This window comes from Corallococcus terminator, assembly GCF_003611635.1.
Taxonomy (GTDB): Bacteria; Myxococcota; Myxococcia; order Myxococcales; family Myxococcaceae; genus Corallococcus; species Corallococcus terminator.
Window position 1 is genome coordinate 1 of sequence record NZ_RAVZ01000256.1, and the last position, 14,898, is coordinate 14,898.

Sequence of the window (14,898 nt, forward strand, 5' to 3'; positions counted from 1 at the left end):
ACCCTGCCCGCCCTGCTGGAGACGCTCTTCACCACCGACGGCGTGAGGGCACCCACTGTCTTCCCGCGTGCGGACCTGGTGACGGCGTTCCTCACCGGCGTCACCGGCGTCAACGCCAACGGCTCCACGGCGGAGATGCAGCGGTTGAACATGGCGCTGCCCGCCACCGCCAAGGCGACCCAGAACAACCTGGGCGCCGCGGGCTGCTTCAAGGACGGCAAGCTGGACACCGGCCTCGCGGGCTGTGATCCGGCGGGCTTCCCCAACGGCCGCCGCCCCGGCGACGACGTGGTGGACATCGAGCTGCGTGTGGCCATGGGCTACCTGCTGGCCGACGACACCCAGGCCCCGTCGCGCAACATCCCGTTCAACGACGGCGTGCTCCAGGATGCGTCGCAGTTCGACGCCACCTTCCCCTATCTGCGGACGCCCAACGCGGGCGCCAACGGCGACGGGACGTGATGCCATGCGCAGCCTGAGAGCCATGGCCTGCATCCTCGCGCTGGGCGCAACCCTGGCCTACACCGGATGCAGCGACGACGATGACGACAAGCCGGACGGCGGAAGCACCCCGGACTCCGGCACGCCCGACTCCGGGACCCCGGACGCCGGCCCCACGACCACCGAGTTCACGGCCTTCGTGAGGGATCAGATCGAGAACCAGACCAATGAGACGGGCACGCCCGTGACGCTCGACGACAAGAATTTTGTCGACACCGAGCCGGCGGACGCGTTCCCGCCCGCCTTCTTCCAGTAGGCGGAAGGCCGATCACCCGCAGCCCCGTGACCCGGCATGAAACCCGGGTCTCGGGGCTGTTTTCATCCTGGGAGCCGAATCACACAACTTCCGGAGCACCGGGGCGATAATCGCGAAAGCAACCTCTCTTCACTTTTACCGGGATTTTACATCATGAGCATCCGCTCCATCGCTTCCCGCGTCACCGCCACCGTGACTTCGCGGGCGGCTGCCACGGCCCCCGCGATCACCGCGCCGCCCGCCGGGCTGAAGAAGGGTGACAGTGGCCCGAAGGTGAAGCAGCTCCAGGATGGCCTCGTGAAGCTGGGCTACCTGACGAAGGCACAGGCGGCCACGGGCCCGGGCACGTTCGGTTCGCTGACCGAGGCGGCGGTGAAGAAGTTCCAGGGCGCCCAGAAGCTGCCCACCACCGGATTCTACGGCGAGCAGACGGCCGCGGCCCTGAAGAAGGCGCTCGCGAAGCCGACGGTTCCGACGACGCCGACGACGCCCACCCAGCCGGGGAAGTTCACCAAGCCGGAGGTCATCAGCGCGCCGTCGCCCAATTCCGACTCGCGCAACGGCGCGGACATCGACGCCATCGTCCTGCACCACACCGGGACGAACAACGGCAAGGGTGACATGGCGTGGATGCGCGACCCGCAGAGCAAGGTGTCGGCGCACTACATGCTGGACCGGGACGGGAAGATCTACCAGCTCGTCGGGGACGACAAGCGGGCCTGGCACGCGGGCAAGGGCGAGCTCAACGGCGTGCCCACGGACGTGAACGGGCGCTCCATCGGCATCGAGATCGTCAACGACGGCAGCGGCAAGACGGCCTTCACCGACGCCCAGTACAAGGCGCTGACGCAGCTCGTGGGCTACCTGAAGCAGGAGCACAAGGTGCCGGCGGGCAACATCGTCGGGCACAAGGACGTCGCGGTGCCCAAGGGCCGCAAGGACGACCCGGCGGCCAACTTCGACTGGGCCCGGCTGCGCAAGGGCATTGGCACCTGAGACGGGCCTGACGTAGGAGCGCTCCCTTGAGGTCACCCTCGGGAGCGTTCCAGCACCTGTCTGGATGTGAAGGGGCGCCGGGGCGTGCTAGAAGACCACCCGGTGCTCCGACTCTGGCTCTTCATCTGCCTGATGATCCTCGCTCCGGTGGGAGGCGGCCTCGCGCATGCCTTCGGACCGGTGCCGCCGGAGATCTGCGTCACCGGGTGTTCGGATGACGACGCCCAGGGTCAGTGCGCGGAGACCTGCGTGGACTGCGCCTGTTGCAGTCACGTGAAGCCGCTGGCCGTCGCCGTTCCGCTGCCGGGCTTCGTGAGTTCCGCGCCCCGTTGCCCCCGCATCCTGATCGACGCCGTAGCGCCGTCGTCCACGGACGCGGATGACATCCTGCACGTCCCCATAGCCCCTCTGGTCTAGGCCCGCGTCCGTCGTCCGTTCGCACGCGTTTGCGTCACCGGTGTGTCCGGCCCTGTCCGGGACTGCTGGTGCGCGGCGCCCGCCATTCCAGGGGTCCTTCCCGTGTTCATCCGTTCCGCGACGGCAGCCTTCGGGCTCGCCGCCGCCCTGCTTGTGACGTCCCCCGCCGACGCGGGTCCGACCTACGCGCGCGCCAATCAAGGGAGGGGCTCGGGTCCTCCCCTCACGTTCGAAGCCGCCCTGGCCCTGGCCCGGGAGCGGGCCCCTGCCCTGCTGGAGGCCCGTGCCCACGTCCAGGCCGCCCGGGGCCAGGTGGCTGGCGCCGCGCCGCTGCTTCGAGGCAATCCGCAGCTCGACCTGCAGGCGGGCCCGCGCCGGCTCGTCACCGGCGAGCGGGGGACGGATCTCGCGGTGGGGCTCTCACAGCCCCTCGAAATCGGAGGCCAGCAGGGCCTGCGCCGGGACGCCGCGCGGGCCGGCCTTTCACGCGAGGAAGCCCAGGAGCGCGACGCTGAACGGCTCGTCCTGGGCGAGGTGGCGGGCCGCTTCCTTCGCGTCCTGCACGCCCAGGAGCGCGTGAAGCTGGCGGACACCGTCGTGGTGGCTTTGACCGACACCGTTCACGCCACCGAGCGCCGCTTCGAGGCCGGTGACGTCCCGGTGGTGGACGTCAACGTGGCGAAGGTGGCCCGGGCCCGGGCCCGGGCGGAGCAGGCGCTCGCCAGGGGGGAGGCCTCGGCCTTGATGGATGAGCTGCGTGCCCTGCTGGGGGCCAGCATCCCCGAGGTGCCCGGCGTCCAGGGCGACCTGCGAACGCTGGCGCTGGCGCCCCTGCCCAGGGACACGCGCAAGAAGCTGGAGCGCGCGGACCTCACGGCCCTGGAGGAGGAACACACCCAGGCCCAGGCCAACGCCACCCTGGGACGGCGCGAGGCCCTTCCGGATGTGACCCTGGGCGTGCGCTACCAGCGCGAGGCCGACGAGACGGTGCTGCTGGGAACGCTCAGCGTGCCACTGCCTGTCTTCGCCAGGGGGCAGGAGGCACGCGCCAGCGCGGAGGCCGAGGCGAACCGTCTCGATTCCCTGCTGAAGGTCGCGCGGATGGCCGTGGCGAACCAGACCTCCGCCGCGGGCGGGCGCTACTTCGCGCGGGTGGAGGCACTGGAGCTGCTGGAAGCCGAAGCGCTGCCGCTGCTCGCCGACAACGAATCGCTTGCCCGGCGCTCCTACGACGCCGGTGAGTTGGATCTCGCGGGCTTCATCCTCATCCGGCGCGACACGCTGGAGGCGCGGACCGCGTGGCTCGACAGCCTGCTCGAGGTCGGCCTCGCCCGGGTGCAATACGCAGTGGAAATGGGAGTCACGCCATGAAGTCCACCCTCCTGCTGCTGACCGCCCTCGTCGTGGGCCTCACCTCCTGCAAGTCCTCCAAGCCCGGCCACGACGACGCGCACGAGGACGGACACGACGAAGCCGCCCCGGCGAAGACCCACGACGAGCCCGAGGACGAGCACCACGTACACGTTCCCCAGGAGATGCTCCGGGACCTGCGCGTCACCACCGCGAAGGTGGAGGCGCGCCCCGGCGGAGAGAGCGTCACCGCGCTGGGCGAGCTGACCTTCAGCGAGGATGCCTACGCGGAGGTGTCCACGCCGGTGCCCGCGCGGGTGGCGGCCGTCGTCGTCACCACGGGCCAGGCGGTGAAGCAGGGCCAGCGGCTGGCGGACCTCCAGAGTCCGGAGCTGGGCCGTGCCCGCGCGGAGCTCCAGGCCGCGCAGGCCCGCGCCACCGCCGCGAGGCAGGCCGCCGAACGCAAACGCACGCTGGCCGACGAGCGCATCGTCGCGCGCAAGGACGTGCAGGCCGCCGAAGCGGAGGCCGCCGCGTCGGAGGCGGAGGTCGCCGCCGCGAAGGCGTCCCTGCTGTCCCTGGGCACGAGCGGCGCGTCCAGCGACGGCACCCCGAACTTCGTGCTCAGGGCGCCCATCGACGGCACCGTCATCGAGCGCTCAGCGCGGCTGGGGCAGATGGCGGATCCCTCCCAGCCCCTGTTCCGCATCGGGGATTTGTCGTCGCTGTGGCTCATCGTCCACGCGTTCGAACGGGACGCGGTGCGCCTGAAGCCCGGCACCGAGGCGCGCGTCACCTTCGCCGCGTTCCCGGGCCAGGAGTTCCCCGCGAAGGTGGGCCACGTGGGGCAGCGGGTGGATCCGTCCAGCCGGACCATCCCCGTCCGCCTGGAGCTGGACAACAGCAAGGGACAGTTGCGGCCGGGCATGTCCGCGACGGCGTCCGTGCCACTGGGTGACTCGGACGCCACGCTCACGGCGGTGCCGGCGGCGGCGCTCCAGCGGGTGGAGAACGGCTGGGTGGCCTTCATCCCGACGCCGGAGGCCGGGGTCTTCGAGCTGCGCGAGGTAGGCCGCGGGCGCAGCGTGGGCACGCTGGTGGAGGTGCTGTCGGGGCTCTCCGTCGGAGAGCAGGTGGTGGTGGAGGGAGCGTTCCTGCTCAAGGCCGAGGTGGAGAAGTCCAAGGGCGGGGGCGACGAACATGGCCACTGATCCCCGCGCGTCGCTGCCGGGCCGCATCCTCACCGCGTCCTTCGCGAGGCCCGGCCTGACGGTGGTGCTCGTGCTGGCGCTGGCGGCGTTTGGCGCGGTGGCGCTGAAGAACCTGCGTCAGGACGTCTTCCCGGACCTGTCCGCACCCATCTTCAACATCATCGTGCAGAACCCGGCCATGGGCGCCGAGGAGCTGGAGACGGCGGTGGCCATCCCCATGGAGGTGGCGCTGGCGGGCCTGCCCGAGGTGCGCCGCATCCGCTCCACCTCCCAGTTGGGCGTCACGCAGGTGACGGTGGAGTTCGAACCGGACGCGGACTACTTCCGCAGCCGCCAGTACGTGGTGGAGCGCGTGGCCCAGGCGGAGGGAGAGCTGCCGCCCGGCACCGACACGCCGCTGGTGTCCAGCCTCACGGGCCGGCTCAACGAGGTCTTCGAGTTCACGCTGGAGGCGGAGCCCGGCAGCGCGGACCTGATGACGCTGAGGGATCTGGCGGAGTTCGACATCAAGAACCGGCTGCTCGCGGTGCCCGGGGTCGCGGGCGTGGAGCGGCTGGGCGGCTACCTGCGCCAGTTCCAGGTGTTGTTGGATCCGGATCAGCTCGTGGCGCGAGGCATCACGCTCAACGAGGTGCAGCACGGCCTGGAGGGCGCCAGCGTCAACGCGTCCGGAGGCTTCGTGGTGCAGGGGCCCATGGAGTGGACCGTGCGGGCGATGGGCCGCGCGGAGACGGTGGAAGACCTGAACAACACCGTCGTGGCGCTGCGCGACAGCACGCCGGTGCTGCTGGGGGACGTGGCGGATGTGCGCGAGGCCCCGGCCGTGCGGCGAGGTCTGGCCCACCGGCTCAAGGGCGAGGTGGTGAGCTGCCGCGTGAGCAAGCAGTTCGGCGCGGACACGGTGCGGGTGACGGAAGGCGTGCGCGCGGCCATCGACGAGCTGCGCCGTTCACTGCCGCCGGGCGTCGAGCTGCGCGTCGTCTACGATCAGTCGGAGCTGGTGGGCTCCGCGCTGGGGGGCGTGGGCCGGGCCATCCTGCTGGGCGCGTTCCTGGTGGTGCTGGTGCTCTTCCTCATGCTGGGGGACTGGAGGGCGGCGCTCATCGTCACGCTCACCCTGCCCCTGTCGCTGGCGCTGGCGGGGCTGCTCTTGAAGGCGGCGGGCATCGGGTTGAACACGATGACGCTGGGAGGGCTGGCCATCGCGGTGGGCCTGCTGGTGGACGCGGCGATCATCGTCGTGGAGAACGTCATCCACGACCTGCGCGAGGGCAAGGGGCGCCGTTCGGTGCGGGACGAGGCCCTGCACGCGGCGCTGGAGGTGGGGCGGCCCATCGCTTTCGCGACGCTCATCGTCGTGGCGGTGTTCATCCCGTTGTTCGCGATGACGGGCATCGAGGGCCGCATGTACCAGCCGCTCGCGGCGGCGGTGGTGGCGTGTCTGGCCGCGTCGCTCGCCCTGGCGCTCACGTTGGTGCCGGTGGTGTCGGGACTGCTCTTGCGAGCGCCGCGCGAGGACGCGCCGGAGGACGTGTGGATCATCCGCAAGGCGAAGGCCGCGTACGCGCCGCTCCTGGAGGCGTGCATGCGCCGCGCGGGGCTGGTGCGCGTGGTGGCGCTGACCATCACCGTGCCCGCGTTGGGGCTGGCGTTCATGGTGGGCAGTGACTTCATGCCCCGGCTGGATGAGGGAGCGTTCCTGCTCCAGACGGTGTTGCCTCCGGAAGCGTCCCTGGACGAGGTGGACCGGCTGAACCACCGGGTGGAGGACGTGCTGCGCGAGTTCCCGGAGGTGGAGGACGTGGTGCGCCGCACGGGACGCGCCGAGCGCACCGAGGATCCGATGCCGCACACGCTCTCCGACGTGCTGGTGGTGCTCAAGAAGGATGTCACCGGGGACCGGGAGGCGCTGGAGTCGAGGATGCGCGAGGCGGTGGAGAAGGTGCCGGGCGTGTCCGCGCTCTTCACCACGCCGCTGGGGATGCGCATCGACGAGGGGCTGGGCGGCAGTCCGGCGGACCTGTCGGTGCGCATCTTCGGGCCGGATCTGGACACGCTGGCGGCGCTCGCGGAGCGCACGCGGGTGTTGATGGCGAAGGTGGAGGGTGTGGAGGACCTGAGGGTGGAGAAGCTCAGTGGACTGCCCCAACTGCGCATCCAGGTGAACCGCGCAGCGGTGGCGCGGGTGGGACTGACGCCCGGGGACGTCATCAAGGCGATCCGCGTGGGACTGGTGGGCGAAGAGGCCGCGCAGATCTGGAAGGGTCAGCGCCGCTACGACCTGGTGTTGAAGCTGGCGGACCACCGCCGGGGCGACGTGAACGCGCTGCGCAACCTGCTGGTGGACGGGCACGACGGCACGCGCATCCCATTGGGGCAGTTGGCCACGATTGAAGAGACATTCGGCGCGGGCAGCGTGCGGAGGGAGGCGGGCAGCCGGCGAATCGCGGTGGAGGCGGGCGTGTCCGGCAGGGATCTGGGCGGCACGGCGAAGGAGCTGCGCGAAGTGCTGGCCACGCAGCTCAAGCTGCCCACGGGCTACTTCGTGGACGTGGGCGGCAAGGTGGAGAGCCAGGAGCGCGCGGCGCAGTCGTTGACGGCGGCGATCGCGGTGGCGCTGCTGGCGGTGTTCATCCTGCTGTACCTGGCGCTGGATTCGGTGGCGGAGGCGCTGGTCATCCTGGCGACGCTGCCGGACGCGTTCGTGGGCGGCATCCTGGCGTTGCTCATCGCGGGGGAGACCTGGAATGTGTCCAGCCTCGTGGGGCTCATCGGCCTGTTCGGCATCGCGGTGCAGAACGGCCTGGTGCTCGTGTCGCAGACGAAGGATCTGATCGCCCGGGGCAAGCCCTTCCCGGAGGCCGTGCGCGAAGCGAGCCTGGGGCGGGTGCGGCCCAAGCTGATGACGGCGGGCACGGCGATCCTCGGATTGTTGCCCCTGCTGGTGCTGCCGCTGCATGGCACGGAGATCGAACGGCCGCTGGCGGTGGTGATGGTGGGAGGGCTCGTGACCTCTACCCTCTTCACGCTGCTGGCACTGCCCACGTTCTACGCATGGGTGCACGGCCACCAGGAGCGCATCGCGGCCCGACGGGCGGCGCGCAAGGCCACCGCGTGAGCCTGTGGCCCGGGGCTCAAGGCGTGAGGGGCTTCATGAGCCCTGCATTGTCCAGGAGCCCCCGGACGTGCTCGGCCAGCGCGACGTGCTCCGGGTTGCTCACGGTGAAGCGCTCGGGGGTGAGGATGAGCAGTGTGCCCTTGTCCTCGACGGGTTCGATCCGCACGGGGGCTGGCAGCGGGGGCACGGGGCCACGGCGACGCGAAAGGTAGGTGACCCATCCGATCCAGATCGAAGAAGGGTCACCTGTCTCGGCCGACGGAAGCTGCGGCGACGACATGGCTGCCGCGAAGTCCGGTTCCCAGGCAGTCGCCATGCTCCTCACGAGCGCGGAGAGGACCTGCGCCGTCAACACCCGGTCCGCGGTGGGTCCGCGGTTGGGAAGGTTGAACACACAGACGTTGCTCACCCGGTCGCTGAAACTGCCGCACGTCACGTTGAATGAGCTTCCGTCGGAGTCATCAGGCGCCCCGTTCCACGCACCGAAACGGAATCCCAGCTCCTCGACCACCCGGTCCTTTCCTTTGAGGATGAGCTTCTCCAACTCGGCGGAGGTGGGCTCGATGGGTCGTTTCAGTGCGTCCTTGCGCGACCTGCCTTGCTGGAACCACTGGGTGAATGACGGGTCGACGCTCGGGAGGGCGGCGAGCAGGGTCCCTGCCCGTCGGGCACACTGTTCCGAGGACTCCTTCCGGGCGCCCCAGTACGCGCCAGCAAAGTAGGTTTCCTCGCTCTGGAAGGCTTTGATCATTCGTACCGCTCCTTCCTACAAAGGGGGGCATGACGGAGGAATGCGACAGTGATGTTCGCACTCCCCTTCCGCCAAGGCGACGAATGCTCATGGAGCGTCGCGCTTTTGCTTCGGCCACATGAGTCCGCGTTCCGAAGATCACGGGGTGCGGGGCTTCAGCAGCCCTGCTTTGTCCAGGATCTCCCGGGCGTGCTCGGCCAGCGCAACGTGCTCCAAGTTGCTCACGGTGAATCGCTCAGGGGTGAGGATGATCAGCGTACCCTTGTCCTCGACGGGTTCGGTGCGCACTGGCACGGGCAGCGGAGGCACGGGGCCCAGGCGGCGTGAGAGGTAGGTGATCCAACCCAGGGAGAAAGCCGCTGAATCGGACTCCCGGGACTGACGCTCGTAGGCGTGTGACGTGGCGAATGCCCAATCTGGCTCCCAGGCGAGCACCATGCTCCTCACCGCCCCCGTCAACACGGGCGAGGTAAGCACCCGGTCCGCGTTCGCGCCATGTCCCAACGTGGGCAACTTCAACACGCACGAATTGAGAACGGCCTCATCGTAGCAACCACACAGAATTCGGAGATCGGCGCTGTCGTAATCCCCGCCGCCATTGCCGAACCAGAAGGTGTAGCCCAACGGCTCGATGGCGGGCCCTCCGCTCTCCCGATTGACGCCGCGCCGGAACAACTCGGTGAGGGAGGCCACGTCGGGCGGCATGAGTGGGTGTTTGCGCGCATCCTTGTGGGACCGGGCCGGCTTGTACCAATGGGCCAAGAATGGGTCGTACTGAGCCAACCGGTTGAGGAAGTCCGCAGTGCGCCGTGCACACTCCCCAGCCGATTCTTTACGAGGCCCCCAGTAGACACCGGCATAGTAGGTCTCAGGTTGGGTCTGGAGATTAGACGTGTCGGTCACGGGGCTCTCCTCATCGCGCCGGGGTGTGGATGACAGCAATCTCCTTGATCTTGTTTCCCCAGTCCTACGCCGCCTGAGTGAGGGGCTTCATCAGTCCTGAATTTTCGAGAAGCCCCCGGACGTGCTCGGCCAGCGCGACGTGCTCCGGGTTGCTCACGGTGAAGCGCTCGGGGGTGAGGATGAGCAGCGTGCCCTTGTCCTCGACGGGTTCGATCCGCACGGGGGCTGGCAGCGGGGGCACGGACCCACGACTTCGGGCGAGGTACATGACCCAGCCGACAAAGGTTCCGGGCTTGGGGTTTTCGGTCACCAGATCTCGGTGAGCCGATGAGGTCGCGATGGCCCACTCCGGTTCCCAGGCCGTCGCCATGCTCCGAACGATCCCACCCAGGATGGGCGCTGTCAGCACCCTCTCCGCATGAGGCCCCTGTGTGGGGAGGCTGAAGACGCAGAAATTGTTCACGGCTTGAGCGTAACCACCACAGGTGACATCAAAGCCGCTGGCGTCATGATCATCGGTCACGCCATTCCAGCCGCGCACCCGGAATCCGAGGTCCTCGAAAACACGGTCCCTGCCCCGGCGAATCAGCGCCTCAAGGGCAGGCCCTCTTGGCTCAATGGGACGTTGGAGCGCGGCCTTGCGAGATCTACCCTGCTGGAACCATTGGGCGAAACCGGGGTCGACGTTGGCGAGACTTGCGAAGAGGCGTTCCATGCGGAGAGCACACGCCTCCGCAGACTCCTTTCGCGCTCCCCAGTAAGAACCCGCGTAGATGGTTTCAGTCATGTGGGGCCTCACCTCAAGGTAGCGGAGGAGTGAAGACGACTTCAATTTCCGTGAAGCCCCTTCCCCGCAGAAGGCCCCTTATCGCGTCCGCTGTCTTCTGCTCCGCGACATGCCACCGAACCTGGGTTCCTGTACCGCCGGAGGCGCGGAGCTGTCGCTGAGCCTGCTCGACAAGTGCGTTCGCGCCTGACTTCTCGAACCAGACCTTGGGCGTGAGATTGTCGAGGAACTTGTTCGCGTACCCTGGGCCTTTCGCATCCAGCAGCACGCCGTCCGTGAAGCCGTCGAACTTCACGCCCCCCACCCAGTAGGCCTCGTCCGCCGAGTGCCCTGAAATCTGCTCCTGGTAGCGCCGGGCCCGTTCGGACATCGATTCCTTGGAGGGCCCCCACTGACCGGGACCCGCCGCAGGTGCGGCACCATTCGTGGAGGCGTTGGCGCGCTGGAGGACGATGACGGCCCCGGGCCCACTGCTCAACACCGTCGCCGCTCGCCCCACCGGCACCGCGATGCGCTCCAGCACCAGCACACCCTCCGCCGACAAGGAGAGCACCGGCACCGTGGCCTCGGCTCCCGCCACCACTCCCGTCACCGTGCGCGTCGTGGCGGAGGCCGCACCCCAGGTGACGAGGACATTCGTCGCCAGCCGCGCCACCTCGCGAATCTGCTCCCCCGCCGTCATGAGATGGAATCGCTCCCAGTACTCGGGCGACGACGCAATGAGCGCCACCACGCCCGCCGGAAGATGTCTCAGCCCCGCGATGCTGTCCGTCGGATGGGAGAGCACCTGTCCCACGGCGTGGTACAGGCCCACGAACGCATCCTCCGCTCCATCCAGCGAGCGGTTGATGACGTCCGCGTCGTCGTACACCTCGGCCAGGGGCCTCCAGTCCGAGGCTCGAAGTTGTGCATCCACGTGACGGAAGACGCCGCCCCGTCCGCTGTAGAAACGCCCCAGCTCGAAGTAACCCGCTCGGAATGCCCCGTCCTTCCATGCGACAGGCGCCACCCTCTGCTGCGTCCTCCCGGTGAGCGCCCACGCCAGGTAGCCGTCCGGCCTCAGCACCGCCACCTGCTCCCGGGAGAAGCGCGCCACCCGGCGCACCATTTCCTCCCGAGAGACTTCTCCTCGCTCCAGCACCTCGCGAAGGAGGAAGGCCGCGGCCATGCGCGGCGGGAAAGCGCGCAGGGACACCGGCTTCTCCATCAGCCGCCCCAGCACCTCGACCGCGTCCTCGGGCGTAAAGGGATTGCGACGGACGGGCAGCTCGTCCACGTTCTCCAGCCCCGCGCACACCAGCAACTTCTCGAACGCGTCCACGTCCAACAGCCCCATCTCCAGGGCCTGCCGCGACAGCTCACCAGGACGACCGCCATGAATGACCGTCCCCCTCGGCACGCGCACCGGCTCACGGCGGCGCTCTTCCTCGAAGTCTTCGTCTTCCGCCTCGGCGCTCCGACGCCCTTCCCCGGAGCCGTCCAGCGCGTAGGCCGCGCGCTGCCGAAGCCCCCGCGTACCTCCTCTCCCAGAGGACGCCTCCACCCCGGCGCAACCCGCGACCACCAGTGCCAGACACAGCACCACCACGACGTCCGCACGCATCGTCCACTCCCAGCCAGCTCTCTCGAAGGCAGGCGACATGGCGGCAGCCACCCTGCCCTGACAAGGCGACGCCTTTCGATGGAGCGTTGCACCTTCCGCGGCCCACGGACTATCTCGTGAACATGGACGTGCACGAACGCGAACAGCGCACCACGGCGAGCAAGGCCACCGCATGAGCCTGTCACCCGAAGCGCTCGAAACCCTGCTGCGCCACCACCATGCCTTCCTCGCGTTCCTCACGCCGCGCGTCGGCAGCCAGGAAGCCGCCCGCGAAGTGTTGCAGGCCGCTTTCGTGAAGGGCATGGAACAGGGCGGAGCGCTGCGCGAAGAGCAGAGCGCGGTGGCCTGGTTCTACCGGCTGCTGCGCAATGCCCTGGTCGACGCGCATCGCCGCACGCAGCGCGAAGCCTCGGCGTTGGAATCCCTGGGCCGCGAGCAGCCACTGTCCACGGAGGACGACCCAGGCCTGGAGGCGACCGTGTGCGGCTGCGTCGCCGGACTCGCCGGGACCCTCAAACCCGAATACGCCCAGGCCGTGCGCCGCGTCGACCTGGAGGGGGTGACCGTCGCCGCGTTCGCCCAGGAGGCCGGCATCTCCGCCAACAACGCCGCCGTGCGACTGCACCGTGCCCGGCAGGCCCTGGGTCGACAACTGGTGGACCTCTGCGGCCACTGCTGCGCGGAGGGGTGCGTGGACTGCGCCTGTTCGCCCTCCTGAAAATGCAGATGTAAGGCCGCGCGGGTCCGGGCGTCAGCCTGGGGAAACAGGGGCGGTGACGCCGCTCCCTTCCTCACGAGGCCTCCATGGACATCGCAGCCTTCACCCGACCGGCCCTCCCCTTCACCACCCTCGCCTTCCTCCTCTTCGCCATGGTCCTTCCCTCCGTGCGCCTGCGCCGGCGCACGGGGCGACCCGCGCTGGTGCTGCACCGTTCAGGCCCACCGCTCCAACGGGTCATCGGGGTGGGCATGGCGCTGTTCATGGCCGCCATCGTGCTCTGGAGTGGAGCGCACCTCGCGCTCGGCGAGCAGGCCCTGGGGCTCTGGCGTGTCCCCGACGCCCTCCGGTGGAGCGGCTGGGCGCTGGTGGTCGTGGGCTTCTTCGTCACGGTGCGTGCCCAACTGGAGATGGGCGCCTCGTGGCGCATCGGCATCGACTCCGAGCGCACGGAACTGGTGACCGGCGGCCTCTTCGGCATCGTGCGCAATCCCATCTTCAGCGGCATGCTCACCGTGGTGACAGGCGTGACGCTCGCGACCCCAAGTGCCTGGACGGTGATGGGCTGGCTCGACTACGTGCTGCTCGTCTCGCTCCAGGTGCGGTTGGAGGAAGCCCACCTGCTCCACCTGCACGGCGACGCCTATGCACGCTATGCGGAGCGCGTGGGCCGCTTCGTGCCGGGCGTGGGACGACTCGGGTCCCCCACGGCCCCGGGCATCACAGTGTGACGTTGACGGTCACACTTCGTCCCTCGTTGCGGCGCGAGCGTGTGGCTCCGAACGCCGTCGTTCCGTGGGTTTGCGCTAAGCAACGTCCTGGCCCGTCCCTTGCTCATCCGTGGCCGGCATCCTGGCTGGCCGTACGGGCACGCCGCTTCCGAGGTCTCGTGTGCACTGGAAATACCCCTGCCTCCTCGCGGTCTTCCTCCTGGGTGGCTGCGCCTCCGTGCAGAAGGAGCGCGGACACTCGGAGGTGGCGACACTCGTGGAGGAGCGCACGGGATTGAAGACGCGCTGGAACCAGGGCACGCCGGAGGACGCGCAGGTGCAACAGCACCTGGATGCCCTGCTCGCGGAAGCCCTCACGTCGGACCGCGCGGTGGAGGTGGCCCTGCTCAACAACCCCGCCCTCCAGGGCACGTACGAGGAGCTGGGCGTGTCCCAGGCGGACATGGTGCAGGCCGGGCTGCTCACCAACCCGTCCTTCGACGGGAGCATCGGCTTCCCGCTGTCCTCCGACGGCAGCACCGAATCGGAGTTCTCCATCGTCCAGAGCTTCGTGGACCTCTTCACGCTGCCCCTGCGCAAGCGGGTGGCGAAGGAGCAGTTCATGGCGGACACGCTGCGCGTCGCGCACGAGGCCCTGGCCACCACCGCGGAGGTCCGCCAGACGTTCACCGAGGTCCAGGCCCGCCAGCAGCTCGTCGCCCTGCGCCGCGAGGTGTTCCAGGCCGCCGACGCCGCGGCGGAGCTCGCGAACCGGCAGCGCACCGCGGGCAACGTCACCGCGCTCGCGCTCGCCACCGAGCAGGCCTCATTGGAGCAGGCCCGCCTGGATCTCGCCCAGGAGGAGCTGGCGCTGTTCGAAGCCCGCGAACACCTCAACCGGCTGATGGGCCTGTTCGGCGCGCGGGTCCAATGGACGCTGTCGGAAAAGCTGCCGGAGGTGCCCGCGTCGGAGACTTCGCTGGAACACCTGGAGACCCTCGCCATCCGGCAGCGACTGGACATCGACGCGGCCCGCAAGCAGGCGTCGCTGTTGTGGAACGCGCTGGAGCTGGCCCGCAGCACGCGCTTCTTCGGCCGCGTGGAAGTGGGTGTGCACACGCACCGCGACGCCAACGGTCCACGCCTCTTCGGCCCCACGCTGTCGCTGGAGCTGCCCATCTTCGATCAGCGACAGGCCCTCATCGCCAGGCTGGAAGCACAGTACCGCCAGGGCGAGGACCGGCTGACGGAGCTGTCCGTGAACGCCCGCTCGGAGGTGCGCGCGGCCAGGGCCCGGCTGATGACGCTCCGGAACATGGCGGACCGCTACCAGAAGGTCGTGCTCCCGCTGCGCACCACCATCGTCGAGGAGTCGCAACGCCAGTACAACGCGATGCAGATCGGCCTGCCCGCGCTCCTCATCGCCCGGCGCGAACAGGTGGAGGCCTGGCGCGCCTACCTGGAGACCGTCCGCGACTACTGGACGACCCGCGCCGACCTGGAGCGCCTCGCGGGAGGCCGCCTCCCGAAAAGCACCGCGCCCGCCACCCCTCCTCCGTCGCCCCTTCCCCCTTCTC

General features: G+C 69.3%; 14 protein-coding genes. 10 read left to right on the forward strand and 4 right to left on the reverse strand.

The genetic code is table 11. The features are described from left to right. The 7 genes from D7V88_RS29345 to D7V88_RS29375 all read left to right on the forward strand — a co-directional run. Nucleotides 1–462, forward strand: a 462-nt coding sequence (locus tag D7V88_RS29345; protein ID WP_120543926.1) for a DUF4331 family protein, incomplete at its 5' end; no start/stop codon positions are given. 4 nt (nt 463–466) lie between these two features. Continuing rightward, the gene (locus tag D7V88_RS29350) at nt 467–757 is read left to right on the forward strand and encodes a hypothetical protein (protein WP_147448911.1); all 291 of its coding nucleotides are present in this window, start codon (nt 467–469) and stop codon (nt 755–757) included. 153 nt (nt 758–910) lie between these two features. After that, nucleotides 911–1,753: a peptidoglycan recognition protein family protein gene (locus D7V88_RS29355; RefSeq protein ID WP_120543928.1), complete on the forward strand. Its 843-nt coding sequence runs from the start codon at nt 911–913 to the stop codon at nt 1,751–1,753. Between the two features lie 102 nt (nt 1,754–1,855). After that, entirely contained in the window at nt 1,856–2,170 is a 315-nt protein-coding gene (locus D7V88_RS29360) for a hypothetical protein (RefSeq protein ID WP_120543929.1), read from the forward strand. 102 nt (nt 2,171–2,272) lie between these two features. After that, the gene (locus tag D7V88_RS29365; protein ID WP_158625176.1) at nt 2,273–3,541 is read left to right on the forward strand and encodes a TolC family protein; all 1,269 of its coding nucleotides are present in this window, start codon (nt 2,273–2,275) and stop codon (nt 3,539–3,541) included. Next, on the forward strand, nt 3,538–4,731 hold the full coding sequence (locus D7V88_RS29370; RefSeq protein WP_120543931.1) for an efflux RND transporter periplasmic adaptor subunit: 1,194 nt from the start codon (nt 3,538–3,540) through the stop codon (nt 4,729–4,731). Before D7V88_RS29365 ends, D7V88_RS29370 begins: the two co-directional genes overlap by 4 nt. Continuing rightward, a complete protein-coding gene (locus D7V88_RS29375; protein ID WP_120543932.1) occupies nt 4,721–7,849 on the forward strand; it encodes an efflux RND transporter permease subunit in 3,129 nt (1,042 codons plus the stop codon). The genes D7V88_RS29370 and D7V88_RS29375 overlap by 11 nt, the downstream gene beginning before the upstream one ends. A gap of 16 nt (nt 7,850–7,865) precedes the next feature. On the opposite strand, the gene D7V88_RS29380 is transcribed toward D7V88_RS29375, so the two are convergent. The 4 genes from D7V88_RS29380 to D7V88_RS45255 all read right to left on the reverse strand — a co-directional run bounded on the left by D7V88_RS29380 (nt 7,866) and on the right by D7V88_RS45255 (nt 11,893). Next, nucleotides 7,866–8,600 (reverse strand): immunity 52 family protein, encoded by a 735-nt coding sequence (locus tag D7V88_RS29380; protein ID WP_120543933.1) that lies wholly within the window; start codon nt 8,598–8,600, stop codon nt 7,866–7,868. Nucleotides 8,601–8,738: 138 nt separating this feature from the next. After that, nucleotides 8,739–9,503 (reverse strand): Imm52 family immunity protein, encoded by a 765-nt coding sequence (locus D7V88_RS29385; protein ID WP_120543934.1) that lies wholly within the window; start codon nt 9,501–9,503, stop codon nt 8,739–8,741. Nucleotides 9,504–9,567: 64 nt separating this feature from the next. Beyond that, a complete protein-coding gene (locus tag D7V88_RS29390) occupies nt 9,568–10,290 on the reverse strand; it encodes an immunity 52 family protein (protein WP_120543938.1) in 723 nt (240 codons plus the stop codon). Between the two features lie 13 nt (nt 10,291–10,303). After that, a complete protein-coding gene (locus D7V88_RS45255; protein WP_120543935.1) occupies nt 10,304–11,893 on the reverse strand; it encodes a Tox-REase-5 domain-containing protein in 1,590 nt (529 codons plus the stop codon). Nucleotides 11,894–12,065: 172 nt separating this feature from the next. Here D7V88_RS45255 and D7V88_RS29400 point away from each other — a divergent pair, with 172 nt between their 5' ends. From D7V88_RS29400 to D7V88_RS29410, 3 genes are all read left to right on the forward strand, one after another. After that, nucleotides 12,066–12,611: an RNA polymerase sigma factor gene (locus tag D7V88_RS29400; protein ID WP_120543936.1), complete on the forward strand. Its 546-nt coding sequence runs from the start codon at nt 12,066–12,068 to the stop codon at nt 12,609–12,611. 86 nt (nt 12,612–12,697) lie between these two features. Next, nucleotides 12,698–13,342: a methyltransferase family protein gene (locus D7V88_RS29405; protein ID WP_120543937.1), complete on the forward strand. Its 645-nt coding sequence runs from the start codon at nt 12,698–12,700 to the stop codon at nt 13,340–13,342. Between the two features lie 160 nt (nt 13,343–13,502). Beyond that, on the forward strand, nt 13,503–14,898 hold a 1,396-nt coding region (locus D7V88_RS29410; protein WP_147448912.1), incomplete at its 3' end, for a TolC family protein.